This window comes from Imhoffiella purpurea (assembly GCF_000585215.1).
Taxonomy (GTDB): Bacteria; Pseudomonadota; Gammaproteobacteria; order Chromatiales; family Chromatiaceae; genus Imhoffiella; species Imhoffiella purpurea.
Window position 1 is genome coordinate 21,007 of sequence record NZ_AONC01000076.1, and the last position, 24,902, is coordinate 45,908.

Genomic DNA, 24,902 nt, shown 5'->3' on the forward strand with positions numbered 1-24,902 from the left:
ACTCGGCACGGGCGTGGACGGGGTAGTCCGGGGTGCTCCACCGATCAATCCTCCAAATTCCATTCATGAACGGGCCGTCCGCCGCTCTGGCGATCCAGATAGGCCCCGATCAGTTCCGCCATATCGGGTCCGTGTCGCTGTACCCAGGCACATTGCCAAGCGGCGCCGGTCTGGCGCGTCTCGAGCCGCCGCTCGACGATCCCGATCCAGTGCGCGATCTCCGCCGCATCGATTCCCTGCTCGGCCAGACCGGTTCGGGCGCGCGGGATGAGATCCTCGGCAAGAATGCGCTCGACCGGGAGGTCCACGCTTCCGAACCAGGGGATGGAGGCATCCAGCCCCTCGCGGGCGCAGTCGTAGAAGCCCTTTTGGGCGTGCAGGAACATGAGCCGGGATTCGGGGGGCGGATCCTCCCGGATCAAGGTGCCGATCGCGCCGATATAGAGGGCCATATTGGCGATGACGTCCGGGATCGAAGGGCCCGAGGGCATGACGCGGTGCTCGATCCGGAGATGGGGTCTGCCGGCGTCGTCGAAGCCGATCAGCGGCCGGTTCCAGCGCCAGATGGTTCCATTGTGCAGGCGCAGATGGGTCAGGCGCTCGGTCGGTTCGTCCATGAGCTGGGGCAGCAGCACCGGGTAGCGGTCGATGTTCGACTGGAAGGTCTCCAGGATGGAGCTTCGGGCATAGCGGAAGCCGAAATTGACCCGCTCCTGAAGGACCGCGCCGCCGACCGAGACGGCCTGCTCGAAGAGTGGAATGCGGGTCTCCTGCCAGAGTTCGCGTCCGAACAGGAAGGGCGAGTTGGCCGCGATGGCGACCATGGGACCGCTCAGGATCTTGGCGGCGTTGTAGGCCCGCGCGGCCTCGGACGGGGCGACCTTGAGATGGACCTGGAAGGAGGTCGCCGCCGCCTCCAGCATGACGTCGTCCCATTCCAGGTCGAGCCGGTCGCGGCCCTCGATCAGGAGTCGCAGCGGGCGTCCGTGTCTCAGGGCGAAGACCTGCTCGTTGAGCGCGCGGTAGCGCTCGCGCGGGGTCATGAATTCGAGCCGCAGATGCTCCGGTCGGAGGGTCGGCAGAATGCCGATCATGGCCACTCGGGCGTCCGAGTCCTGCGCCGCACGATTGGCGCGCTCGAGCGTGGCCGAAAGCTCCTCGGCGAGTCTGGAGAAGGCGTCCGATTCGAGCGCCATCGGCGTGCCGTTGAACTCGATATTGAAGGTGGCGAGCTCGGGGACGATCAGCGGATCCGCGAGCGATTCCAGCATCTCCTCCACCTTGGGCGATGGACCCCGGTCGGAACCGGTCAGCCAGGCCTCGGCCTCGAAGCCGATCGTGGTGTCGTCGCACTCGAAGACCGATTCGGCGAACCAGCGTTGCAGCAGACGGGTTTCCTGACGCAGGCGCGCCGAGAACTCGATGAAATCCCGCTCGGTGAAACTCGATGCGGCGATGTTCTGACCCATATCTCAATCCGGAGGCCGGTTGGCGTCCTTCGAGTATGGTCGAGACTGGGACGAATGGAATCCTCGGCGCCCTTGCGGTTCAGCGATGGGTCGTCTATCTCCGTTCGAGCAATCTGTCCAGTTCGGCCAGCCGCTCCGGGGTGCCGATATCGAACCAGAGACCTTGATGGTGTCGTCCACCCACTCTCCCCTGATCCATGGCGCGGCGCAGCAGAGGGGCGAGCGGGAAGGCGCCGGGCGTGCAGCCGGCGAAGAGGTCCGGGTGGTAGATGCCGATCCCGCTGAAGGTCAGTCGGGGCGATCCCTGGGTTCGGACGCGTTCGTCGTCGTCGAGTGCGAAATCGCCCTCGGGATTGTGGGGCGGGTTGTCGACCAGGACCAGATGGGCCAGGTCGTCCCCGGCCAAGCCGACCTCGGGGATCCGGCAGTCGGTCCAGATATCGCCGTTCACGACCAGAAAGGGCTCGGGCCCGAGCAGCGGAAGGGCCCTGAAGATGCCGCCGCCGGTTTCGAGCGCCTCGCCCTCGGGCGAATAGCGGATGCGGACGCCGAAGGCCGAGCCGTCGCCGAGGGCGGACTCGATCTGTTCGCCCAGATGGGCGTGATTGATCGCCAGATCGCGGATGCCCGCCGCCGCCAGGCGCTCGATATGGTGGACGATCAGCGGCTTGCCGCCAGCCTGCAGCAACGGCTTGGGACAGGTGTCGGTCAGTGGGCGCATGCGTTCGCCGCGCCCCGCGGCGAGGATCATGGCGCGCATGCCTCAGGCCTTGCACTCGCGGAAGATGCGCGCCTCGCAGTTGGCGCAGACCTTCTTGTCGAGCTTCTGATAGATGCCGCGGATGGCGGCTGTCTTGGCCTGGAAGACGTTGCGCGCGCCCGTCGCGTCGAGACAGCCGCAGCGCTCCAGCGCATCCCACAGCCCCGGCTTGACCTGGATGAGATACATGCCGCCGCCATCCTTGAAGCGGCGCTGCATCTCGTGGCTCAGGGTCTGGCCGCCCTGCAGGTCGACGAAGTTGATGCCGTTGGCGAAGATGGCCAGATGCTTCTGATCCGGATGCTCCGCCCGCAGACGGTCGAAGGTCTGTTCGACGTGGGCGACCGAGCCGAAGAAGAGCGAGCCGTCGATGCGCAGGAAGTGCAGCTGCGGACACTGTTTGACGTCCGGATCGTCCGAGAATGCGTTGTTCGGCAGCCGGGGATCGGGGGCCATGGAAAAGATGCGCGGCTTGGAGGTGCGCTCCAGATAGAGCACCAGCGAGAGCAACACGCCGGCGAAGATGGCGAATTCCAGCTCGAGGAAGATGGCCGAGAAGAAGGTGACGGCCAGTACGCCGGTCTCGCGTTTGGACGAGTGCAGGATGTGGCCGATCTCCTTGAGGTCGATCAGGCCCCAGGCGACCAGGAAGAGGATGCCGGCCATCGCCGCCTTGGGCAGGTAGGCGGCATAGGGGGCCACCAGCAGCACGATCGCCATCAGCATGAAGGCCGCGAAGATGGAGGCCAGCGGGGTGCGGGCGCCGGCCTCGTAATTGACCCCGCTGCGGTTGAAGGATCCGGTGGCGACATAGCCGGAGAAGAAGGATCCGGCGATATTGGAGAGACCCTGGCCGATGAACTCCTGGTTGCCGTCGATCCGGTAGCCGCCGCGCGCGCCGAGCGCGCGTCCGATCGAGACCGCCTCGGTGAGGGCGAAGAGGGTGACGGCGAGCGCGGAGGGCGCGAGCTCGCGGATATTCTCGAAGGTGAGCGAGGGTGCCGACAGGGGCGGCAGGGTCGCGGGCAGGGCGCCGACCGTGGCGATCCCGGTCCGTGCCGCGCCCAGCCATTCGTTCAGCCCCACGGACAGCAGACTGCCGCCGATCAGGGCGACGATCATGTAGGGAATCTTGGGCAGCCAGCGTTTGCAGGCGATGCCCAGTCCGAGCGTGGTCGCCGCGACCAGGGTCACGATGGGGTTGATTTCGAGCGAGTGCTTGCCGAACTCGAACAGAATCTCGTGCAGATTGCCGCTGCTGTCCATTTCGACGCCGAAGAAATGCTTGATCTGCTTGGCGCCGATCAGGACGGCCGCGCCGGCGGTGAAGCCCACTACCACCGAGTGCGAGATGAAGTTGACCAGCGCGCCCATACGCGCGAATCCCAGGACCAGCTCCAGCACGCCCACCATGAATGTGAGCGTCAGGGCCAGGGCGACATAGTCCGGCGTACCGGGCACGGCCATCGCCGAGAGGGCCGAGAAGAGCACGACCGAGGCCGCCGTCGTCGGCCCCGAGACCAGGTGGCGGGAGGAGCCGAACCAGGCCGCGATGATGGCCGGGATCATGCTGGCGTAGAGGCCGTATTCGGGCGGCATGCCGGCGATGGTGGCGAAGGCGACGCCCTGCGGCAGCACCACGATCGCCCCGGTCAGCCCGGCGAGTAGATCGGCCCGCACCTCGCGCGGGCCGACGCTGGGCAGCCAGGTCTTGTAGGGCGTCGTCCACGACCAGTCCATCGCGCGCGCGGCCTTGGCCGTGGCGCCGAGCGATTGACGGGCCAACCCGTTCAGATCGAGCGAGCGAAAGCTTTTCATCAGAGACAGCAATCCTGGTCTTGAGGCCGATGCCGGGCGGTGTTGGCGGGCGCCTTGGTTGTTATTGTCGGGCCGCCGGCATGCGAGGGTCAGGCTAAATTAATTTTTACTATATTAAGGGACTTTAATGGACCTGAACATAGCGGGTCCCGAATCGGCGACATCCCGTCTCCTTGTGGGGGGCGTTTTGCCGCTCGTGCACCTCGTGCTAGCCTCCGGGCCAATCGAACGTGCCGGAGGTGGCTCGAATTGTTCAAGATCGTTTCGTTCAACATCAACGGAATCCGCGCCCGCCCGCATCAGATCGAGGCGCTCAAGGCGTCTCACGATCCGGACGTCGTCGGCATCCAGGAGAGCAAGGTCGCCGACGAGCAGTTTCCGCTCGATTGGTCCCGGGGGCTCGGGTACGCGACCCATCTCCACGGTCAGAAGGCACACTATGGCGTCGCCCTGCTCAGCAAGGCCGAGCCCCTGGAGGTGGTGAAGGGGCTTCCGGGCGACCCCGAGGACGCCCAGCGCCGACTCATCTCTGGGCGTTACGCCTTGCCCGGCGGTGAGGAGATCTGGGTGATCAACGGCTACTTCCCCCAGGGCGAGAGCCGAGCCCATCCGGTCAAGTTTCCGGGCAAGGAGCGGTTCTATGCCGGTCTGCTCGAGTATCTGAATCGGTCCTTCTCGCCCGACCGGAATCTGGTGCTCATGGGCGACATGAACGTGGCGCCACAGGATATCGACATCGGCATCGGTGCCGACAACGCCAAACGCTGGCTGCGGACCGGAAAGTGCAGCTTCCTGCCCGAGGAGCGCGAATGGTTCCAGGCGCTCGCCGATTGGGGCCTGTTCGACGCCTACCGGACGGTCCATCCGCAAGACGACGCCCATTTCAGCTGGTTCGACTATCGCTCGCGCGGGTTCGAGCGCGAGCCCAGGCACGGCCTGCGGATCGACCATCTGCTGATCACGGCGCCGTTGCGCGAGCGTCTGCTGGACGCGGGGATCGACTACGAGATCCGCGGGATGGAAAAGCCCTCGGACCACTGTCCGGTCTGGATCCGGCTCGATTTCTGACCGCGTGTCTGTGGCGGGAGCCGTTCAGAGACGATTCTGCATGATGACGAACCAGGGGCGGCGTTTGGTCGGTTTCAGATGGCCCTGGGCGTCGAGTTCCAGACGGCTCTTGGAGACCGAGTTGCGGACGTTGCCCCCGATGCTCTCGAGCGTCCGTCCTTCCTTGCCGACCACCAGGTCGCAGTGGGCGCTGACGCCGTACAGCGATCGGGCAGTCGCGTAGCCGTGGATGCTGAAGACGCGCGAGGGTTTGCGGGAGGCGCAGATCAGATCGCCCGGTTCGGGGCTGTAGTCGACGATGCGTCTGGGGACGAAATAGCGTCCCGGCAGCGGGGCCGCATCGATCATTCGGGCGAGATAGATCCAGTGGGCGGTGGTTCGGGCGAACTGGATCGACGGAACCCCGCTCGACTGCATGACCCAGCTCATGAAGGCGGCCGACCAGGGTCTCTGGCAGTCCATGCCGTCCAGCCCCGGCTTGCCGGCGGCGCGCCAGTAGCTGTTGACCCGGCCGCTGCGCAGCGCGTCCTCGTCCTCCCAATAGCCGACGTGCGGGATGCTTTCCTCTTCTCCCCGATGGACCACCGTCTGGCGGCCGAAGTACTCCCATTCGCCTTCCGCGCGCTCGACGATGCGCCGCTTGAGTCCGGGGTTCGGTGCCGGTGGTGCGCCCATGGGTCTCCCCGCCCAGGTCGCCGAGGTGCCCGGTCCGCCTTCCCGGTCCTGCTCGGCTGGGGGGGCCGCGCAGCCGATCAGCAGTAGACAGAGGGAGGCGGGGATCGCCGCTCGGAACCAGGCGCTGGGGCTGTTGCTTCTCGGCACGGGGAACTCCTTGTTGAAGACGGCCGGAATCGATGCGCCGGGATCTCAGCGCGGTGGCCGGACGGTGTCGCGGAACCAGGGGCGATAGGACTCCATTCGCGCCAGCTGATCGCGCGGGGCGCGGCGTCCGCAGGTCGCGCCGTCCGGGCTGTCCTCGGTCGCGCCCCAGCGTCGCTCGATGCAGTCGTTGGGGTTGTAGCCGACCTCGAGTCCGGGTCGGCGGCGATAGATGTCCCCCAGGCTCAGGCGCCAGTCGCTGCCGTCGCTGCGCCGGTAACTGATGGAACGCTCCTCCAGCCGCCGTGCGTGCAGCCGCTCGATACGGGATGCGGCGGCCGAGGGCGATTCCCCGGCGAGGCGATAGAGGTTCGGATAGCGGCGGATACGCTCGGGCAGCGATTCGAGCACCTTCATGGCGATCAGGAGCCGCATGTCGCGCGAGGGGGTCGAATAGTCCTCCCAGGCACCCGTGGTCTCGAAGATCGCCGGGCCGGATGGCATGGCGATGGTCGTGCCCGGATGCGAGCGGACATAGTCTTCGCCGTTGGCGACCGAGGCGACGCGGGTCTCCAGCTGCTCCATGAGCGCGTCCAGGGTCGCCTCGTAGGCGGCGTTCGGGTCCAGTCCTCGCGGATTGATCAGGGTCTCGAGTCGGGCATAGAAGTCGTCCGGCGTCAGCGATGCCTGCTCCGTGGAGTAGCGGGGCAGCCCGTCGCGTCCGTCGAGCGAGGTGTTGGAGACCGGACGTAGGCCGGAGCCGCTTCCAGTCAGGGGGCGGAAGGTCTTGAATCCGGGGCCGGCCGAGTGCGTCTTCGCGAACAGGAAGGTCCCCTCCCAGAAGCGCTTGCGGGTCACCGAGTTGTCCGGCTGGGCATCGACGGCGAGCAGCAATCCGCTCCGATCGCCGCGCTGCGGAACCCATTTCACCAGCACCATCACATGCCCGTAGGGATCGGCGTAGAGGGTTCCCGGCCACAGGGCGTCGCGCTCGAGCGGGACCGGATAGAAGTCGGTCGATTCGTCGCTCAGCGCGGTGCGCGCGCTGCCCGAATGGACGGTGTCCGCCTGTCGGCGGACGATCTCGCGGAAGGTGTCGAGCGAGACCGGGGCGCCCATGAAACGGGTCTCGACCATGGGGCTTCGGCAGCTCGGCGGGCGCTTGCTCGAGCCGCGCGAGCAGGCGCGATAGGCCACGGGCAGGCCCAGCTTCCAGGCGAAATAGCTGCGCAGGAAATAGGGCAGATCGGCGCAGTCCGGCTCGGCCCGGATGCTGCGGTCTTCACCCTGTCCCAGATAGTTGAAGAGGAAATTGCGCTCGGGGTCGCGCAGGACCGGACCGAGCGAGTCGAAGCTCAGCGGCTCATGGGGCGGGGTGTCGAACAGATGTTCGATCCAGACCGAGTAGAGGGCCTCGGTCTCCAGGTTCCAGTCGGCCGTCTCGCGTCGGACGTCCTGCTCGCCGACGGTCACCCGGGTACAGGCCTCGATCCGGCCGAAACGGCTGGTCTCGGTCCGATAGGTGCCGGCCACGGGTCTGAACTGGGTCCCGTAGAGTGCCCAGGGCGGCCCCCCCAGCGACTTGACGCGCAACCGGTCCCTGCGTCCGTTCGGATCCGTGATCAGGATCTGCTCCAATGGCCCATCGGTGGCGACCGCGACGATCTCCAGCGGACTTCCCGGCCGGGGACCGAGCGGCGCGGTCCAGAGACGGACCGCCCGGCCTTGCGGGCAGTCGTCGGCCGCGAGCGCATCCGGCCCATGCGCGCAGAGCGCGAGGGCGAACAGCCATACGGAAGCCAGAATTCTCTGTGCTGACACGAGGTCCACCTGCTGTCAGGTCTTCGGCATGGATTCAGAGTCTATACCCAACCAGGATCCATGTCGGCTCAGGCACCGTCCGTCCCCGGCCGATCCGCTGCGTTCAGATCCGCATCGACCGTCGCCGCGATCACCAGATCGCCCCAGACGTTCAACTCCGTGATGGGATAGTCGAAGAAGCGGTCGACGACCAGATAGAGTGCCAGATAGGTCTGGGGCAGCCCGAGCAGATCCAGCATGAAGGCCATCATGGCGATCCCGCCTCCCGGTATGCCGGCCGTTCCGGCGGACGAGGCCATGGTCAGCAGGACGATGAAGAGTGCCTGGGCGAGGCTTAGGTCCGCGCCCGCGAGCTGCGACATGAAGATCAGCAGGATCGATTGATAGAGCGCCGAGCCGTCCATGTTGAGCGTCGCCCCCAGGGGCAGGGTGAGGCTGGTGACGCGCTCGCCGACACCAGTCGCTTCCAGGGCCTGCTTCGAGACCGGATAGGTCGCCGAACTGGACGCGGTGGAGAGCGCGGTCGTCAGCGGGGCGCGGCAGGCGATCGCCAAGGGCCAGGGCGAGCGCCCGGTGCGCACCCGATAGAGTCCGGGCAGCACCGCCAGGGCATGGAGTCCAGCGGCGATGGCGACGGCCCAGACGAAGGCGCGCAGCTCGAAGACGCCGTCCCAGTCCATTCCGGCCAGGCTCGCGTAGACGAGCGCCGCGATGCCGACCGGTGCCAGTCGGAGCACGCCGCGCAGAAGCTCCATCAGGAGCGCGTCCAGCGCCCGGGCGCCGCCGAGCAGGGGCGCCCGCTGGGACTCGGCGATGCGCCGCGAGGCCAGCGCCGCCACCAGGGCGACGAAGACGATCTGCAGCACGTTGCCTTCGCTCAGCGAGGCGAAGAGGTTGGTCGGGATCAGGTTGGCGATCAGATGTTCCAGGCTGAAGCCGGCCTCGCTCGTCTCGACCGGCTCCAGGTCCAGCAGGCCGGCCGGGATTCCCTGCGAGAGCGTCAGACCGATCAGGGTGCCCAGGCTCGCCGCCATGGTCGAGGTGAAGAGATAATAGAGCAGGGCGCGTCCGCCGATGCGCCGGAGATCGGTGCTGCCCGAGAGCGAGGCGTAGATGGAGACCAGGATCAGCGGCAGGATGAGCAGCTTGAGCAGGGAGACGAAGATCTGTCCCATCCAGGCGACATAGGGCGCCCCGGCGGGGAAGAGCGCGGCCAGCAGGATCCCCAGCAGCAGACCGGCCGGGATGGAATAGAGTCGTCGCATCGGGTGATTTCCTGTGCCGGGGGATGTCCTTGGCGATGGGGTCAGTTCCATCCCAGCCGTTTCAGGTTGCGCTCGACCTCGTCCTGGTCGCTGAAATAGCTTTTGTGCCCGTCGCGGTCGATATAGCGCTCGTGTCCCTTGCCGGCGATCAGGGCCACCCACTGCTCCTCGGCGGGGCGCGCGTCCAGCCAGTCGAAGAGATGGGCGATGGCGGCGGCGCGGTCGAGGATCACCTCGCGTCCCGCCTCGGGCATGCCGGTGAGGATATCGGCGACGATGGCGGCCGGATCCTCGGTGCGCGGGTTGTCCGAGGTGACGATCGCCCGGTCGGCCCCCTTGGCGACGGCGGCGCCCATCAGCGGACGCTTGCCGTGGTCGCGGTCGCCGCCGCAGCCGAAGACCGTGATCACCCGCGCCTGGGGAAAGCCGGTACGGATCGCTCGGAGAATGGTGTCGAGCGCATCCGGCGTGTGGGCGAAATCGATTACGATGGTCCGGTTGCCGATGACCCGGCACTCGAAGCGTCCGTCGACCGCCTGGAGATGGCGCCAGTGCGGATTCCCGGCCTCGGACCCACCCAATGCCGCGTCGGCCAGTGCGGCGGCCAGGGCATAGTTCCGGCGGTTGTGCTCGAGCGTCAGGAAGGGCTTGGCGGCGATCGCCTCGGGCGGGAGCGGGGCCGGGCGCAGGAGCTCGACCGCGACCCTGGGTTCGCCCTGATCCAGCAGTCGCTCGACGACCGCAGGGCTGGCGCAGAAGAGCCGTCCGCCCGGCCGGGTCAGATCCAGGATGCGCGCCTTGGCGGCGAAATAGGATGCCTCGTCGCGGTGATAGTCGAGATGGTCCTGGGTGAAGTTGGTCCAGCCGGCGTTCTGGAAGGGGATGCCGTGGACCCGGCCCTGATCCAGGGCATGGCTGCTGGCCTCCATCACCGCCAGGTCGCAGCGCTCCCGGTTGGCGTGCAGCAGTCGGCGCAGCTCGATCTGGGGCGGCGAGGTGAAGCCGGTCTCGTTCAGACGTTCGCCGTCGAGAAAGACGCCCAGGGTGCCGATCGAGAGCACCCGGCGTCCGTGCGCGGCGAGGATGGATTCGAGATACTTGAGCGTCGTGGTCTTGCCGTTGGTGCCGGTGATGCCGATGAATCCGATCGCGTCCCTGTCGAGGGGATAGACCCGGTCGCAGAAGCGTCCGACCGTCTCGGCCCATCGGCCGGGACGGGTGACGTAGACACCCTTGCCGTGCAGGCGGTCGAGACAGTCCAGCATGCGGTTGACGACCAGCACCGAGAAGGGGCTGCGGGCGAGATAGCGCTCGAAGAGCTCGCGGTCGCTGCGCCCGTCGTCGAAGCGCTGGAAGAAGAGGATGGATCCCGGGTCGCAGGCGTCGGCGCGCCACTGGATGTTGGTGAGGGTCGGCGTTCGCAGCGGATCGCGCCGCCAGGCGAAGTCGGTGGTGGCGAGCAGCTGGTTGAGCGGGTCGTTTGACATGGCCGTGGATCGCATCGAGATGAAGGGGGAGTCCATGTGCATTCTCGCCGAGGAGAGGATCGTCCGTGAACTGCTCGGGCGCTTCGGGCTCGAGTATCGGCTGGTGAGCGAGGGCGAGTCCATTCCCGGGTCCTATTGGGGCGATCCCGAGGCAGGTCTGGTCGGCGGCCGTCTCTATGCGCTGCCGTCGACACCGCTGCACTCCATCCTGCACGAGGCCTGTCATTGGATCTGTCTCGACCGGGGGCGGCGCGCGCGGCTGCATAGGGATGCGGGGGGCGACGACGCCGAGGAGAGCGCGGTCTGCTATCTCCAGGTGCTGCTGGCCGATGCCATCCCGGGTGTCGGCCGCGAGCGTCTGTTCGCCGACATGGACGCCTGGGGCTACAGTTTCCGGCTCGGCTCCGCGCGGGACTGGTTCGAGCGCGATGCCGAGGACGCCCGCGCCTGGCTGCTGGCCGAGGGGCTGATCGACGAGCGGGACCGGCCGACCTGGCGGGTTCGTCTCTGAGGTCGCCCGGCCTATACTTCGCCCATTCGTTTCCCCAACGCCCAACCCGGAGTCGCCCATGCGCAAGATCCCGCTGATCGCCGCGACGCTCGTCGCTCTGCCTGGCCTGGCCCTCGCCTGGACGCCCTACGGGCCGGTCCCCTATGGCTATCCCGAGCCCGCGCCCTATTCCATGCCCTTCTACGGTTCCGCTGGACCAGGCTACCCGGGTTCGCCCGGCTCCGTTCCTCAGCCGCCCGGCGTGCCGGATGCGCAGTCCGCTCCGTCCGTTCCCGAGGCGCGCGTCCTGCCCCAGGGCATCCCGCAACGGAGCCTCCCGCTCTGGCCTCGGCTCGAGATCCGGCGGGCGATGCAGGGCGGCGACTATGTCGTCGACGTCCTGCTTCAGAACATCGAACCCGACGCCGTCGAGATCCATCCCTCCGGCAATGCCCTCGTCATCCGCTACGGCACCGAGCGTCACCTCGATCGCCAGAACGAACGGCCCGACGGCAGCTATAGCCATCGCTACAGTGTCTCGCGCGGCTCGGCGAGCCGTCGTGTCGGTCTGCCTGGAGACGCCGATCTGAACGCCATGTCCACCGAGATCGAGGACGGGCGCATCCAGATTCGCATCCCGCGCGCCGCCAACCCGAACGCTGGCTGGCCGTCTCCATCGGCGCGGCATTGAGAATTTGAACCGCAAAGCGACACAGTTGCTTTGCGGTTCGATCCATTCCCCTATCCATCAGGAATTCCACCGAATGAGCTATGAAACACCGCAGGCGGCCGAAGACGCCTATTACGACGCGCTCGAATCCGGAGACGTCGAGGCGATGGCCGGAGTCTGGGGCGCGGACGAGGAGGTCGCCTGTCTGCTGCCCATGACCCCGGCCGCGATCGGTCCTCAGGTGCAGCGCATGTGGCGGGCGATCTTCGAGCAGGGCGGGCGCTTCGATCTGCAGGTGACCCATCTCGGATGGGTCGAGGGCGCCGATCTGGCCATCCATCTGGTCGAGGAGCGCGTGGTCGCACAGCCGGGACGCGAGGTGCCTTCGCCCATCTATGCCACCAACGTCTTTCGCCGCGGCCCCGACGGCTGGCGCCTGATGCTGCATCAGAACTCGCCGACCCCTCCGCCGCCGCCCACCATGCCCGGCGACGGCCAGACGGCGTTCGCCTAGCCTCGTGTCAGCGAACCGGGGCGTGCGTCTCGAAACGCTCGGCTGCCGTCTCAACGAGGCCGAGCTCGAGGCATGGAGCCGCGAATTCGAGCGCCGGGGCTTCCATGTCGTCGGGGCCGGAGAGCCGGCCGCGCTGGTGGTGGTCAATACCTGTGCCGTCACCCAGGAGGCGGTCCGCAAGTCGCGCCAGATTCTGCGCCGCGCCCATCGGGCCGACCCGTCCGCGCGTCTGTTGGTCAGCGGCTGTCTCGCGGCGCTGGAATCCGAGGCGCTGGCCCGCGAGTCGGGCGTGGATCTGGTCGTGACCAATGGCGACAAGGACCGCCTGGTCGGGATCGCGCTGGAGGCCCTGTCGATCCCGGCCATGCCCGAGCTGGCGATCGACGAGGCGGCGTCGCTCTTCGCCCGCGGGCGTCAGCGCGCCTTTCTCAAGGTCCAGGACGGCTGCCGCTACCAGTGCACCTTCTGCATCACCACCCAGGCGCGCGGCGAGGAGCGCAGCCGCCCCATCCGGGAACTGGTGGAGACGGTCGGCCGTCTCGCCGGACAGGGGCTCCGGGAGATCGTGCTGACCGGGGTGCATCTGGGCGGCTATGGCAGCGATCTGGGGACCGATCTGGCGGCGCTGATCCGCCGTCTGCTGGACGAGACGGATATCCGGCGGATCCGCCTGGGATCGCTCGAACCCTGGGATCTGCCCGAGGGTTTCTGGCATCTGTTCGAGGACGGACGGCTCATGCCCCATCTGCACCTGCCGCTGCAGAGCGGATCGGATGAGGTCCTGAGGCGTATGGCGCGCCGCTGCAAGACGGACGCCTTCGCCAGACTGGTGGGCGAGGGCAGGGCGGCGGTGCCGGATCTCAATTTGACCACCGACATCATCGTCGGCTTCCCCGGCGAGACCCGGGACGACTGGCGCCGGACGCTCGATCTGGTGCGCGCGATGCGCTTCGGTCACATCCATGTCTTCAGCTTTTCGCCCCGGGCGGGCACGCTCGCGGCCGGGATGCCGAACCGGGTGGATGCCGAGACCCGCAAGCGCCGTTGCCAGGAGCTCCAGGCCCTGGCCGAGGAGCTGCGCCGCGACCTCTTGCAGGAGCAGATCGGCCGGCGTGCATCGGTACTGTTCGAGGGGCCACCGGTTCTGCCGCCCGACACCGGACGCACCGGCTACACGCCCAACTATCTGCCGGTGCGCCTCGCACCGGGTCTGCCGATCGCGAGCAACCAGCTGGTCGAGGTGCATCTCACCGGTGTCGATCCGGACGGCTCGACCCTGATCGCCGAACTGCTCGACGACTTGGATGGACAGGAATCCTCCTCCAGGTGCGCGTCCACCCGGCCATCACCGGCGGCTATCTGGTCCAGAGGGTTCTGATTGCGCGAATGGTCGGTCATTCACGATCCCAGAGGTCGTGAATGCGATAGAGGCCGAGGATGTAGCGCAGCTGTTGACGGTTGTCCGCCCCCAGCCGCTGGCACAGTCCGGTCAGCAGTTTGTTGGCGTACGCGGGCGTGACCTCCTCTCCGTCGATGTTCTTCAACGGGCGTCCTGTGGCCAGGAACTCCAGGATCTTGCGCTCCTTGTCGGAAAGGTTCGAGAGATGCTCGAGCATCATGCTCTTGCGGCAGAGCGGATCGGAGTGGATGCGGTCGTGGAACAGACGCACGAGATTGCGCAGCACCTCGATCCGCTCGTCGAGCAGCTTGCTGAAGAGCGGCCCCTTGTCGCGGCTGACCAGGCTGGCGCCGGCGATCTCCTCCTTGTTGCTGAGGGTGGGAATGGAGACCCCGTTACATAGCCCGTAGTCGTGGCGAGCGACCTCGATGACGGTCCGTTCCTCCGGCTCCAAGACCCCTCGCTCGTCCTCGCGCCACCAGTCGATCGGTTTCAAGTCTCCCTGCAGGATGCGCTTGATGGTGAAGTCCCGATCGGAGAATTCGGCCTCGACATAGTGCTTCAGGAAGGACGCGTCGAAGCCTTCCGAGCGCAGGAGCACGGGCGATGCGCCCTCCTTCAGATATAAGAGATAAGAGCTATAGACGAGGCCGTCGAATCCGAGTCGGACGACGGCCCGCTCCAATGCCGCGAAGCACTGTTCGAGGCCCTCGGCGGCACAGAGTTCTCTGACGTAATCGACGACCGGTTGCATACCTCGGATTCATGACTCCGCGAAGCACAGACACATTGGGAAATGCCGATCAGCCGACGAGCACGAGATCGAAGGTATCCACGGCGAGGTCGGGTCGTTCTCGAACTGGGGCCGTCAATCGCAGCGCCAGCTGATCCAGCTCGCTCAAGGTGAGGTCATAGCCGGTGAGCGGTCCCCGTGATGGCATGGGAATGCGATTCGCGCGCACGGCCACGAATTGACGCCAGCCCAGGCCGTCGGCGGACTCGAACTCCAGGTTCCCTCGGGCGGGATAGCGCAGATCGGCGCCCTCGAAGCGATTGACGAAATACTCGCCGTCCAAGGGTGCGAGTTGCACGAATCGGTCGCGACTGCGGATGAGCAGGAACAATTCCTGGTCGCGTCGTCCGGAGCAGCTCAGGAACCAGGCGGCGTTCAACGGAATCCTGGGCAGGCCATCCTCGCAGGGGGCGCTGTCCAGACGTACCAGGCGCAGATCGGTATCCGTCCTCGGAACGAACCTGAGGATGCCGGCCCGCAAGGAGGCGTCGGCCATCAACCGGCCCCAGGGGCTGATGTCCGGATCGGTTCGCAGCAGCGGCAGGAAATCCTTCAGGCCGAGACAGTCGGCCAGCTTGCTGGCCGGTCCCTTGTCCACGCAGTCTCCGCTCCACGCCTTGCGCACGACGCCGACGCTCATGGTCTCGGGCACACGGATCCGTTTCCGGTAGAGGATCTCCAATTGCTGCTGTGTCTCGACCCCCAGCTTGCGAGCATAGGCGCGCACCTTCTCGGCGTCGAGCTTCACGCAGCGATTTCGTCGGGTTGTCATCCGGGCCGCGGTTTCAGACGGGATAGATACGATGAAGCTCGGAAAATAACCAAGTCGAGACCGTCGGGAAAGAGCGCGAGATCATGAGGAACTCGTGAACGTCGAGTCCGGATCGGCGTTCGGTCGGGTCCCGTCGTGCTCGAACCGTCCTCCAGGCACCCCTTATCCGTCTTAAACGATCCTTAAGCCTCCCAATGGAAGGCTCGGCCAGGGATATCCTGCTCTGCGAGCGCTATCGGTCAGGACGTCTTGACATCTGTTTTCTTGTTCGAACGGAGGTCGAAGCATGACAATTCAGAGCCCATCGGCCGTCCTCGGTGGACTACCCGCGGCCGCGTGCATGCACGCGTCGTGGAGCGAGGCCCAGGGCAGCCTGTGCGAAATCGTCCGGGTCCGAGGGCGTACCGAGCTCGTGCTCGATCCCAGGCCCGAGGGTATCGAGCAGGATCGCATCCGAGAGGGGATCTGGGATCTGCGTCAGCGCGTCTACTCCCGCAAGTTTCCGGAGGTGAACCAGGTCCGGGACGATCCTTACGATTACCAGTCCTGCGTCATCTACTCCCGTTCCACCGAGGGGCGGGTGTGCGCGACCGCCCGTATCGCCTTCGACGGCGATTTGGGCATCCCCGAGGCCGCCCTGGTGGATCGGCTCGTGGACGGCTATCGCCGCGACGGCGTCCAGTTCGCGGAGCTGGGGCGGTTCATGATCGACGACGAGGGCCGAGGCATACTCGATTCCTTCTACCGCGCCTATTACGAGCTCGGCGCGGCCTGGGGCATTCAGCTCTATCTGATGTTCGTTCCGGACAACAAGGTCTCGCTGTACCGGCGGCTGATGGACGCCCGGGTCGCGATCTCCTTCCGCGATCTCACCTTCGGCGGAAACCACCCCTACGTGTGCATGGAATGGTGGCTCGACAGGACCAGGCCGCGCTTCTTCTCCTGGAGCGGGGCGAGCCGGTCCGGCGATGCGGCGGCCGTTCAGGTCCGGGGGGAGGGCGAGCGATGAGCGCCGAGGCCTATCCTTCCACGCTCTGGAACGGCTACGCCCGTTCCCACGCCTCCGTCACGACCTCCTTCCAGTTGTCCCTGTATCGCGAGGCGGCGGGGCAACTCGGCGGGGACGTCCTGGACTGCGGCTGCGGCACCGCCCGGCTCGCCCCCTTCCTGGCCGACGATCCTGGGGTGACCTCCTACACCGGCGTGGATCTCGCTCCGGACATGGTGCGGATGGCCCGCTGGACGATCGAGCGGCTGGATCGGGAGCGGTTCGTCATCGAGCAGGGCGCGATCGAGGCGGTGCAAGGACAATTCGACAGCCTCGTCTCCATTCACAGCTATTATGCCTGGCCGCGTCCGCTCGATGTCCTGGCCCATATCCGCCGCCTCATGCGGTCTGGGGGGCGCTTCGTGCTGGCGACACCCAACCGGCGGCTGGACATGGAGCGCCTGCTCCGGGAGTCGTCCCGGGAACTGCTCGCACACCCCGACTTTCCCGAATTCGAGCGTCTCAATCTCGCGTTCGCCGGGAATCCGGGGGCCGCCTTCGTGGATATGGATCTGCTGATCGGGCAGTCTCGCGACGCGGGTTTCGCGGTCCTGGAATGTCATCAGCGTCACTACCTGGGCGGGGTCAACCTGTTGGTGCTGTCGACGCCCTGAATCGGGCCGCGCACCCGGGATTCAGGCGATGCACACGAAGCCGGCCCAGTGAAAGGGATGCGCGAAGGGGCGCTCTCCGGGCGATCCGTCCGGAGGGTCGTCCGGAGGGTCGTCCGGCACCCATTTGATGCGCATCGGACTCGGGGCCGCGCTCAATTCGCCGGCCGTTCGGACGCGCGGATCCAGCTGCTGGACCAGGGACTGAAGCTCGTCTCCGAGCGCATCCCTCAGCCACCTCTGGGCCGAGCGCAGGGCGGACGGGGGCGATGCCCCGGCATGCAGGTATTCGTAGAGCTTGAGCATCAGGACTCTGGTGGATCGGTCCGGCACCGGCCACAGGGAGCAGATGACCGCGCTCGCACCGGCGCCGAGAAAGGCGAGCGGCAGGCCGTAGGTCTCGTCGGGCAGTTCGCGGTACTCGGCGATCCCGCTCTCGCAGGCGGATAGGACCACGAGCGTATCGCAGCCGAGCCGGATGCGGCCCAGGATCTCCGAGAGCTGCAGGATCTCGCCCCCCGCCATCAGCAGGCCGGACGCCTCCGGATGGCGCCAGCGAAAGCGGCCGTGACAGGCGAAGTGCAGATAATCCAGGGGTCCGGCGGTGGAGATGGCGTCCAGCACGTGCCGCTTGGTGGCGCGCTTGCCCAACAGACTCGAGGCGCCCTGGAACAGGGCGCCCAGCATCTTTCCCTCGGCCCGGCTGTGGGGCAGGTCGCCGGTGGGATCCGCCACCACGAGCAGGCGGCGGCCGGCATTCCGGGCGGCGAACGTCGATGCGTTCGACAGCCCTCCCACGGCGCTCGCGAGGTCGAAGCGATGCATGATCTTGCGTTCGCCGCCGCGTACCATCGTCGGGGGAAACAGGGACAGGGGTCCCGAAGGGGCGATACGCAGACGCCGCACCGAGACGGGCAAGCTGTCCAGGATCTGCCACAATGGGGCGAGATAGCCGTCCAGGGCCTCTGCGACCCGTTCCATCGCTCCGGAGAATGCCGTGGGGTCGCCCTGTTCGAGGAGCACCTGATAGCCGTCGAGCCAGCTCGATTCCCGGCCCGCCTTGCACTCGAAGAGCGATTCCAGGGCGGCGCGGTCGAGTCCGGTCAAACGGGCCAGGCGCACGGGGTGCGCCCGATCGTCCGAGCAGGCGACGAACACCGGCAGGTCGCGACCGTCCAGGGGTGGGACGCAGAAGGCGATGACGGCCTCGCCTGGGGAGGGAAAACCCGGCTTGGCATCGTCCGGGCCAAGCGCGGCGGGTGCGCGTCCGGCCCCGAGCAGGGCCCGATGCACGAGTCCGCGTCCCTCTATCAGGAATGCGAAGGCATCCGCCGGATTCCCCCGCTCGGCGATCGCGAGTACCCCCAGGTTCTTGGTGGCGCTGGCGGCACCGATCAGGCGGCGCATCTCGTACCAGTTGCCGAGCCCGGCGATGGCGCCCCCCAGGAATCGCATGACCTCGCGGGCGATGCGCTCGACCTGCGGCCAGTTGCCGGTCTGCATCTCGGTCAGGGCGAGGCTGTGCTGGGAGCGCAACCAATCGGTGGGAAAACGCTCGAGGGTGCGAACCGAGAGTGCGGCGCGCAGATGGACACGCGAGCGCTTGAGGTTGGCTCCGGCATCGCCTCGAGACCGTTTGCGATAGGCCACGCCGAGGTTGTGTTGCACGCGCGCCCAGTCGTCGGCGAACCGGGCGCGCTTCCAGACGCGCAGCGCCGCCCGGTAATGTCCGATGGCGGATTCGACGTTGTCGGCCCGGTTTCCGGCGATTCGCGACCGGTACATGCTTCCCAGATTGTTGTGGAGGCGCGCCCACTCGGTATTGGCGGGGAGTGCGTCGCAGATTCGGAGCGCGAGGCGGCCGAGCGCGATCGCGTCCTCCATGTTCTCCTCGCGATCGCCCGCGATCCGAATCTCGTAGGCATGGGCCAGGTTCGCCGCACAGCGGCAGTAGAGGTCGGGGTAGTCGCGGGGATTGAAGATCTCGAGTGCCGCGCGGTAGCGGCCGATGGCATGCTCGATGTTCTCGCGCGGATCGCCGACGATCCGCTGCAGGAATGCGTTGCCCAGATTGGCCTGGGAAGAGGCCCAGAGACGCGGATCGCGCTCCCGCTCCAGGTGGTCCCCGATGCTCGCGAGACAGTCCATCGCCCGTTCGAGATTGGCTGCGCGCGGCTCCTTGACGCGGCGGCGCCAGGCGACGGAGCAGTTGCTCATGACCCGTGCCCAGGTCAAGGGGTCGGTTTCGGGAGAGCAGAACCTAAGGGTCCGCTCGTAGGAGGCGATCGCCTGCTCGATGTAATCCGCCGCGCCTTCGCCCGGCATCTGCACCAGGATATTGGCTCGCATGAGTTGCAGCGCAGCCCAGTTCTCTCCCTCCTGGAGATCCGCCAGGGCCTCGTCCACCTCGGCGAGCCTGGCCAGCCCGCTCCGCTCGCCTTCCACCGGACCGCCCACTCGATCCAGGAATCGATCGATCGCGTCCGCGTCCATCCTGATCTCGCCTCGCCCTCGATGGATTGCCCATAACGAGGCGCAAGGATCGGCTTTTCTCACGGCCGTCACAACGAGTGGAAAATGCACCTCCCTGTGCAAGCTTGGTCTGGATCGCCAGCTTCGCGTGTCGGCGGGCATGTCTCAAGGTTAGAATTCGAACCTTGACAATGCGGCCATGATCGGATCTGCGGTCGCCTGCGCTCGGGAGGGTCTGCCCCGCGTCGGAGCGGGCGCGAACTCTTCGTCCACCTCGCTGAAGTTCGGTGGCTGGCCGTCCTCAGAGGCCGCCCTCGATCTGGGTTGCCCGCCTGGCATCGATCTCGGTCGCGATGTAGGAGAGCGCGATCCCCATCTCGCGGGTCCAGGACAGCTCGATGTACCAGGCGTTCGAAGCATCCCAGTGATGGATGGCGCGACCCTCGCCGCGGCGGATGGAGGCGAGCTTGAAGGCCGGTGTGGAGGCATACTCGGGAAAGCGGCTGCGGTCCTCGCCCAGTCCGTATTTTTCGCGCAGCTGGTTGTAGAGATCGTCGAATTTCAGCTGGGTGGCGGTCTCGTAGGCGCGAACCACCTTGTAGATACGGTTCTCGAAGGCGAGCAGATAGAGCCGGTTGGCCCCGTCCGGGTAGACCAGGGCGAGGCTGTCCCCCTGGCTTTGGCGGGCCAGCGGGGAGGGTGCCGATCGAAGGGCTCGCTCGATGTCGCCGCCAAGACAGTAGCGGCCGAATACCAGCTTGAGACAGGAGTCGTCCCCGTTCGCCGTGCCTGCGATCAGCGTGGCTCCCAGCGCCAGAATGCCGAACTCTCTAGCCAGTCGCCAACCCATGAGGTTCCCCTTGTGACCGATGTGCCCGGGAGAGGATAGCCGAGCGTTCGGTGTGGTTCTGTCTCAGACCCCTTCCAGAGCCAGGCCGCCGAGTGAGAAGGGGGCTTCCTTCGTCTCAGGCTCGGGCAGTCTTTCTACCAGTATTTCGGATCCCCAGAGCTGGCTGATGAGCCGTTGAGTCCTGGCGGTCTGACCGCTGGTCCAGAAATGCTCGCGTCCGCAGCGGCCGGACGGGACGAGCAGGCCCGACTCGTCCAGTTTGCGCCGTACCTGTCGGGCGACGGCCGCGCCCGAGTCGAGGACGGTCACCCCGTCTCCGGCGATCTCCCGGATCAGCGGCGTCAGATAGGGATAGTGGGTGCAGCCCAGCACCAGCATGTCGGCGCCGCGCTCCAGCAGGGGGTCGAGGTAGCGGGTCAGGAGGTCGCGCAGCGCCGGGCCGTCCAGCTCGCCGGACTCGATATGCTCGACCAGTCCCTGACAAGGCTGCAGCTGGATGTCTGCGCCCTGGCCGACGCGCTGCAGCAGCACCGAGAAGTTGTGGCTGGCCAGGGTCTGGCGTGTCGCCAGCACCCCGACGACCCCCGAGCAGGTCCGTTCCACCGCCGGCTTGACGGCCGGCTCCATGGCGACCAGCGGAACCGGATAGCGCGATCGCAGCAGCTTGGCGGCCGCCCCGGTCGCGGTGTTGCAGGCGACCACGATCGCCTTGGCGCCCCGCGAGAGCAGGAACTCGGTGATGGCGGTCGACCTGGACTCGATGAAGTCCTTGGACTTGTCGCCGTAGGGCGCGTGCCCCGAATCGGCGACATAGAGCAGGTCCTCGTGGGGCAGCTCGCGTCGGATCTCACGCAGCACGGTGAGACCGCCGACTCCGGAATCGAAGACACCGATCGGGTGGCTGGTTGTCATTGTCTTCAGTGGGTCGCTGTGGTCGGGGGAGGCGTCGCCCGCATCTCGGGCGGCGATCGAACGGACGGGTTCGCAGTTTATGGCCGCGACGGCCGAAGAGGCAATGGGAATGCTGTGATCAGCCGCCAGCCGCCAGCGTTCGGCCGCTGGTGGCTGGAAGCTGGCAGCTCCACTCACAGATGTCCGTGCGTCCAGCGTACGATGTCGGCCGTGCCCATGGCGCCGGGCTGGCGCGCGATCTCTCGCCCCCCCTTGAAGAGCGCCAGGGTAGGGATGCTGCGGATCCCGTAGCGGGCGCCGAGCGTCTGCTCGGCCTCGGTGTCGACCTTGACCAGGCGCACCCTGGGCTCCAGCTGGGAAGCGGCCTGCTGATAGGCTGGCGCCATCATGCGGCAGGGGCCGCACCAGGGGGCCCAGAAGTCGACCAGGATCGGGATGTCGCTGCGGTCGAGGTGCCGCTGGAAGCGCGGTGTCGTCAGCTCGACCGGGTGTCCGCCGAAGAGCGGGGCGTGGCACTTGCCGCATTTTGGGCCCTCGCCGAGCCGCGCGGTCGGGATGCGGTTGACCGCGTCGCAGGCGGGGCAGACGATGTGAAGTGAGTCGCTCATGTGTTCCGTCCGATATCTTTCGTTTTCGTCATTGCTGGAGGCTGTGCAGCCGGGCGCGCAGGCGCTCCATCTCCTCCAGCAGTTCCAGGGCGAGCGCGGCCCCGGCGGCGTTGACGCCCAGGTCGCGCTCCAGACGCTGTGCGCAGCGGACGCGCCGGATGCTGACCGCGCTGAAGCGCCAGCGGGCCGGGTCGCGGCCGAGCGGATCCACGACGCCTTCCTCGACCAGTTCGAGCACCCGGTCCGCCGGCAGCCGGCAGGCCCGGCACAGCTCCGAGAGCGTCAGTTCGATGTCCTCCTCCAGCAGGTCGCCGGAGACGCGTGCGATGACATGGTTCTCGCTCATCCTTCAAACCCCCAGATGGGCGCGCGGGTTGAATCCGAGCGCCTTCTCGAATGCCGCATAGGCGGCCTTGGCGGATTCGGAGTCGGCCTTGGGCAGGGCCACCTGCAGGACCACGTAAAGGTCGCCCGGCTCCTTGGCCGGAATGCCCCGGCCCTTGAGTCGCAGCTTGCGGCCGCTCGTCGAGTTGGGCGGAATCTTGAGGTCCACCGCGCCGTTCGGCGTCGGCGCCTTCACCGTGGCGCCGAGCGCGGCCTCCCAGGGCGCGACCGGAAGCGTCAGATAGACGTCCTTGCCCTCGACCCGATAGACCGAATGGGGATGGAATTCGACCTCCAGAAAGAGGTCTCCCGGCCCGCCCTTGCCGGTTCCGGCACCGCCCTGTCCGGCGAGCCGGATGTGCTGTCCCTGGCGGATGCCCTTGGGGATGGAGACGTTGAGATTGCGCTCGGCGAGGCGCGGGCGTCCGTCCGGTCCCAGCTCGGTATGGCGCAGGTTGAGTGTGCGGGTCGTACCCCGGTAGGCGTCTTCGAGGTCGATCAGCACCTTGGCGTGGCTGTCCTCGCCGCGGGCGTGGAACTCGCGGCGCGATGACCGGGCATGGGCGCCGCCGAATCCGCCGCGTCCGAACAGGGACTCGAAGAAGTCGCTGAACTGGTCCGGGTCGGCACCGGTGAAGCCGCCGCCGTGGAACTCGAAGCCCTGGTCCCAGTCCGGCGGCGGACGGAAGTCCTGTCCGGACTTCCAGTTGGCGCCGAGCTGGTCGTAGGCGGTGCGCTTCTCCGGATCCTTCAGGACCTCGTAGGCCTCGCCGACCTCCTTGAATCGGGTCTCGGCCTCCGGCTCCTTGCTGACGTCCGGATGATACTTGCGGGCCAGCTTGCGATAGGCACGCTTGATCTCGTCCTGCGTGGCGTCGCGCTTGACCCCCATGATGTCGTAATAGTCTTTGAACTCCATACGCTTACCCATCGCGTTGCGTATCGATGCTGTCTTCCGTCCCCGAGGATCGGTCCCTGAGTCATCGGGACCCGAGTCCCGGGGCTCCGTCGTGCAAGATGGAGACGCCGGCAGTCATTCCACAGGCGGCGCGCGGGAATCCGTTCGGGTCCCAGTCTCTACGGATCAGGCCACCTCGCGCAGATCGGCGACTCTCCGCTCGCGCTCGCGATAGACGGCCAGCTGATCCCGGATCTGGCGTCTGACCGTCTCGCGATAGGGCAGGAAATGCTCGATGTAGGCGCAGAGACCCAGATAGCTGCCGATGCCGCGCCGATTGTGCCGGAACATCTGCCACAGGTGCCGCCAGAAGACGAGACGCGTCTTGCGCACCACGCCCTGGCGCCACAGGATGGTCAGTGCGGCTCGGGCGAGACTGGGGTCGGACGGACGCTTGGCCTTGAGCTTGCGTCGGCTCGGGTTGGTATGGACGTCGGCCCGACCCAGCACCCGGTAGTGGGCATAGGTGCGATCCAGATAGCGCCGGGCGTCGAAGAGTTCGTAGAAGCCCTCGACATATTCGCGCGCGATCTCTTCGACCGGACGGGTGGGGACGAAGTTCAGCAGCGAGGTCTGGTTGAGATGCACCTCGCCTTCGCGCAGCCGTCCCTCCTTGGCGAGCCGTTTCCACAGGGCGGTCCCGGGCAGCGCCTGGAGCATGCTGAAGGTGGTCAGCGGGATCTTGTTGCGTTCGACGAAATCGACGATGCGCTGACCGGCACCGGGACGCTCGCCGTCGAATCCGATAATGAATCCGGCCATGACCCGCAGCCCGCTGCCGGCGATGGCCTCGACCGCCGCATCGAGCGAGGCGCGGGTGTTCTGGGTCTTGTGGCTGGCCAGCAGGCTCTCCTCGTCCGGGGTCTCGATGCCGATGAAGACCGAGCCGAAATTGCAGTCGACCATCAGGTCCATGAGTTCCTGATCGCGCGCCAGATCCAGGGAGGCCTCGGTGGAGAAGTTGAAGGGGAAGCCGTGCTCGCGTTGCCAGACGAGCAGCGCCCGCAGCATCTCCTTGGCTCGCGCCTTGTTGCCGATGAAGTTGTCGTCGACGACGAAGACGCTGCGCCGCCAGCCCAGCGCGTAGAGCCTATCCAGCTCGGCCAGCACCTGCTCCGGGGTCTTGGTGCGCGGCCGGCGGCCGTAGAGGACGATGATGTCGCAGAACTCGCAGCGGAAGGGGCAGCCGCGCGAATACTGGATGGCCATCTCGCTGTAGGCGTCGAGGTCGAGCAGATCGAAGCGCGGGATGGGCGTCCGGGTGATGTCCGGCTTGACGCCCTCGGCGCGGAAGGTCCCGCCCTCGACGCCCCTGGCCAGTGCCTCCAGCCACAGGGGGACGGTGATCTCGGCCTCGTCCAGGACCAGGTACTCGACCCCGGCCCGCTCCAGTTCCTCGGGCAGTGCCGTCGCATAGGGGCCGCCGCAGACCGTCGGCTTGCCGTGCCGCCGTGCCTCGGCGATGGCGGCGAGCATGTCGTCCTTCTGCACCAGCATGCCGGACAGCATCACCATGTCGGCCCAAATCCAGTCTTCCTCGTCGATCTCCTCGATATTGCGGTCCCGCAAGCGCAGCTCCCAATCCTCGGGCAGCGTGGCCGCGACCGTGATGAGCCCGAGCGGGGGCATCATGGCCCGTTTGCCGACGAGTTCGAGCGCCTTCTCGAACGACCAGTAACTCTCCCGAAACTTGGGATAGACCAACAGCGCGCGCATCCTGTGTCCTCGTTATCATCTCGCCCTCGAACGGGGCGTATCACGGGGCGGCACGCTAACAGACTTGTGGGCGGCTTCAAACGTCTATCGGCCGATGAAGCCAACCCACAGCGCACGCGATTGCCCGATGGTCTCGCGCCGTGGAATCGAGAGGACAGGCCAGGATTTCTCGTGGCGGGCTGGCAGGAAGATGGGCTG

Annotated in this window: 23 protein-coding genes; 7 read left to right on the forward strand and 16 right to left on the reverse strand. The window is 66.9% G+C overall.

Translation table 11 applies throughout. The features are described from left to right. Positions 1–44: 44 nt before the first annotated feature. The 3 genes from D779_RS19330 to D779_RS19340 all read right to left on the reverse strand — a co-directional run bounded on the left by D779_RS19330 (position 45) and on the right by D779_RS19340 (position 3,969). Positions 45–1,469: a glutamate--cysteine ligase family protein gene (locus tag D779_RS19330; protein WP_043757524.1), complete on the reverse strand. Its 1,425-nt coding sequence runs from the start codon at positions 1,467–1,469 to the stop codon at positions 45–47. 94 nt (positions 1,470–1,563) lie between these two features. Beyond that, positions 1,564–2,229, reverse strand: coding sequence for an N-acetylmuramate alpha-1-phosphate uridylyltransferase MurU (gene murU, locus D779_RS19335; RefSeq protein ID WP_043757525.1), 666 nt, complete (start codon positions 2,227–2,229; stop codon positions 1,564–1,566). A 3-nt stretch (positions 2,230–2,232) separates the two neighbouring features. Beyond that, entirely contained in the window at positions 2,233–3,969 is a 1,737-nt protein-coding gene (locus D779_RS19340; RefSeq protein WP_043757607.1) for a SulP family inorganic anion transporter, read from the reverse strand. 327 nt (positions 3,970–4,296) lie between these two features. On the opposite strand from D779_RS19340, the gene xthA reads away from it, so the two are divergent. Then, positions 4,297–5,115 carry an exodeoxyribonuclease III gene (xthA, locus tag D779_RS19345; RefSeq protein WP_043757528.1) on the forward strand — a complete coding sequence of 273 codons (819 nt, stop codon included), beginning with the start codon at positions 4,297–4,299 and terminating at the stop codon, positions 5,113–5,115. 24 nt (positions 5,116–5,139) lie between these two features. Here the strand turns inward: xthA and D779_RS19350 are convergent, their stop codons facing one another. From D779_RS19350 to D779_RS19365, 4 genes are all read right to left on the reverse strand, one after another. Continuing rightward, complete coding sequence (locus D779_RS19350) at positions 5,140–5,937, reverse strand: DUF2272 domain-containing protein (RefSeq protein WP_052348298.1); 798 nt, start codon at positions 5,935–5,937, stop codon at positions 5,140–5,142. 45 nt (positions 5,938–5,982) lie between these two features. Continuing rightward, the gene (locus D779_RS19355) at positions 5,983–7,755 is read right to left on the reverse strand and encodes a hypothetical protein (protein WP_043757613.1); all 1,773 of its coding nucleotides are present in this window, start codon (positions 7,753–7,755) and stop codon (positions 5,983–5,985) included. A gap of 68 nt (positions 7,756–7,823) precedes the next feature. Further along, entirely contained in the window at positions 7,824–9,020 is a 1,197-nt protein-coding gene (locus tag D779_RS19360; RefSeq protein ID WP_043757531.1) for a dicarboxylate/amino acid:cation symporter, read from the reverse strand. A gap of 41 nt (positions 9,021–9,061) precedes the next feature. Continuing rightward, a complete protein-coding gene (locus D779_RS19365) occupies positions 9,062–10,507 on the reverse strand; it encodes a Mur ligase family protein (protein ID WP_043757534.1) in 1,446 nt (481 codons plus the stop codon). A 34-nt stretch (positions 10,508–10,541) separates the two neighbouring features. Here D779_RS19365 and D779_RS19370 point away from each other — a divergent pair, with 34 nt between their 5' ends. The 4 genes from D779_RS19370 (at position 10,542) to mtaB (ending at position 13,559) form a co-directional block, all read left to right on the forward strand. Beyond that, complete coding sequence (locus D779_RS19370; protein WP_081763615.1) at positions 10,542–11,018, forward strand: hypothetical protein; 477 nt, start codon at positions 10,542–10,544, stop codon at positions 11,016–11,018. Between the two features lie 58 nt (positions 11,019–11,076). Then, the gene (locus D779_RS19375; RefSeq protein ID WP_043757541.1) at positions 11,077–11,688 is read left to right on the forward strand and encodes an Hsp20/alpha crystallin family protein; all 612 of its coding nucleotides are present in this window, start codon (positions 11,077–11,079) and stop codon (positions 11,686–11,688) included. 73 nt (positions 11,689–11,761) lie between these two features. Then, positions 11,762–12,181 (forward strand): YybH family protein, encoded by a 420-nt coding sequence (locus tag D779_RS19380; RefSeq protein ID WP_043757544.1) that lies wholly within the window; start codon positions 11,762–11,764, stop codon positions 12,179–12,181. Positions 12,182–12,203: 22 nt separating this feature from the next. After that, entirely contained in the window at positions 12,204–13,559 is a 1,356-nt protein-coding gene (mtaB, locus tag D779_RS19385; protein WP_232424249.1) for a tRNA (N(6)-L-threonylcarbamoyladenosine(37)-C(2))-methylthiotransferase MtaB, read from the forward strand. Positions 13,560–13,575: 16 nt separating this feature from the next. Here the strand turns inward: mtaB and D779_RS19390 are convergent, their stop codons facing one another. Both D779_RS19390 and D779_RS19395 read right to left on the reverse strand, forming a co-directional pair. After that, the gene (locus D779_RS19390) at positions 13,576–14,334 is read right to left on the reverse strand and encodes an autoinducer binding domain-containing protein (RefSeq protein WP_043757545.1); all 759 of its coding nucleotides are present in this window, start codon (positions 14,332–14,334) and stop codon (positions 13,576–13,578) included. Positions 14,335–14,383: 49 nt separating this feature from the next. Continuing rightward, on the reverse strand, positions 14,384–15,121 hold the full coding sequence (locus D779_RS19395; protein ID WP_043757547.1) for a hypothetical protein: 738 nt from the start codon (positions 15,119–15,121) through the stop codon (positions 14,384–14,386). 310 nt (positions 15,122–15,431) lie between these two features. On the opposite strand from D779_RS19395, the gene D779_RS19400 reads away from it, so the two are divergent. Beyond that, positions 15,432–16,154, forward strand: a complete 723-nt coding sequence (locus D779_RS19400; RefSeq protein ID WP_157726467.1) for an N-acyl amino acid synthase FeeM domain-containing protein — start codon at positions 15,432–15,434, stop codon at positions 16,152–16,154. Continuing rightward, a complete protein-coding gene (locus D779_RS19405; protein ID WP_043757552.1) occupies positions 16,151–16,807 on the forward strand; it encodes a class I SAM-dependent methyltransferase in 657 nt (218 codons plus the stop codon). The genes D779_RS19400 and D779_RS19405 overlap by 4 nt, the downstream gene beginning before the upstream one ends. A 21-nt stretch (positions 16,808–16,828) precedes the next feature. On the opposite strand, the gene D779_RS21335 is transcribed toward D779_RS19405, so the two are convergent. The 7 genes from D779_RS21335 to D779_RS19440 form a co-directional block, all read right to left on the reverse strand. Then, positions 16,829–19,297, reverse strand: coding sequence for a CHAT domain-containing protein (locus tag D779_RS21335; protein ID WP_052348300.1), 2,469 nt, complete (start codon positions 19,295–19,297; stop codon positions 16,829–16,831). A gap of 280 nt (positions 19,298–19,577) precedes the next feature. Then, entirely contained in the window at positions 19,578–20,126 is a 549-nt protein-coding gene (locus D779_RS19415) for a hypothetical protein (RefSeq protein ID WP_043757556.1), read from the reverse strand. 63 nt (positions 20,127–20,189) lie between these two features. After that, positions 20,190–21,038, reverse strand: coding sequence for a glutamate racemase (gene murI, locus D779_RS19420; protein ID WP_043757558.1), 849 nt, complete (start codon positions 21,036–21,038; stop codon positions 20,190–20,192). A 173-nt stretch (positions 21,039–21,211) separates the two neighbouring features. Continuing rightward, positions 21,212–21,646, reverse strand: a complete 435-nt coding sequence (trxC, locus tag D779_RS19425) for a thioredoxin TrxC (RefSeq protein ID WP_043757561.1) — start codon at positions 21,644–21,646, stop codon at positions 21,212–21,214. Between the two features lie 28 nt (positions 21,647–21,674). Beyond that, positions 21,675–21,992 (reverse strand): chaperone modulator CbpM, encoded by a 318-nt coding sequence (locus tag D779_RS19430; RefSeq protein WP_043757564.1) that lies wholly within the window; start codon positions 21,990–21,992, stop codon positions 21,675–21,677. A 3-nt stretch (positions 21,993–21,995) separates the two neighbouring features. Continuing rightward, positions 21,996–22,949, reverse strand: a complete 954-nt coding sequence (locus D779_RS19435) for a DnaJ C-terminal domain-containing protein (RefSeq protein ID WP_043757569.1) — start codon at positions 22,947–22,949, stop codon at positions 21,996–21,998. Positions 22,950–23,114: 165 nt separating this feature from the next. Continuing rightward, entirely contained in the window at positions 23,115–24,704 is a 1,590-nt protein-coding gene (locus D779_RS19440; RefSeq protein ID WP_043757572.1) for a B12-binding domain-containing radical SAM protein, read from the reverse strand. Positions 24,705–24,902: the final 198 nt, after the last annotated feature.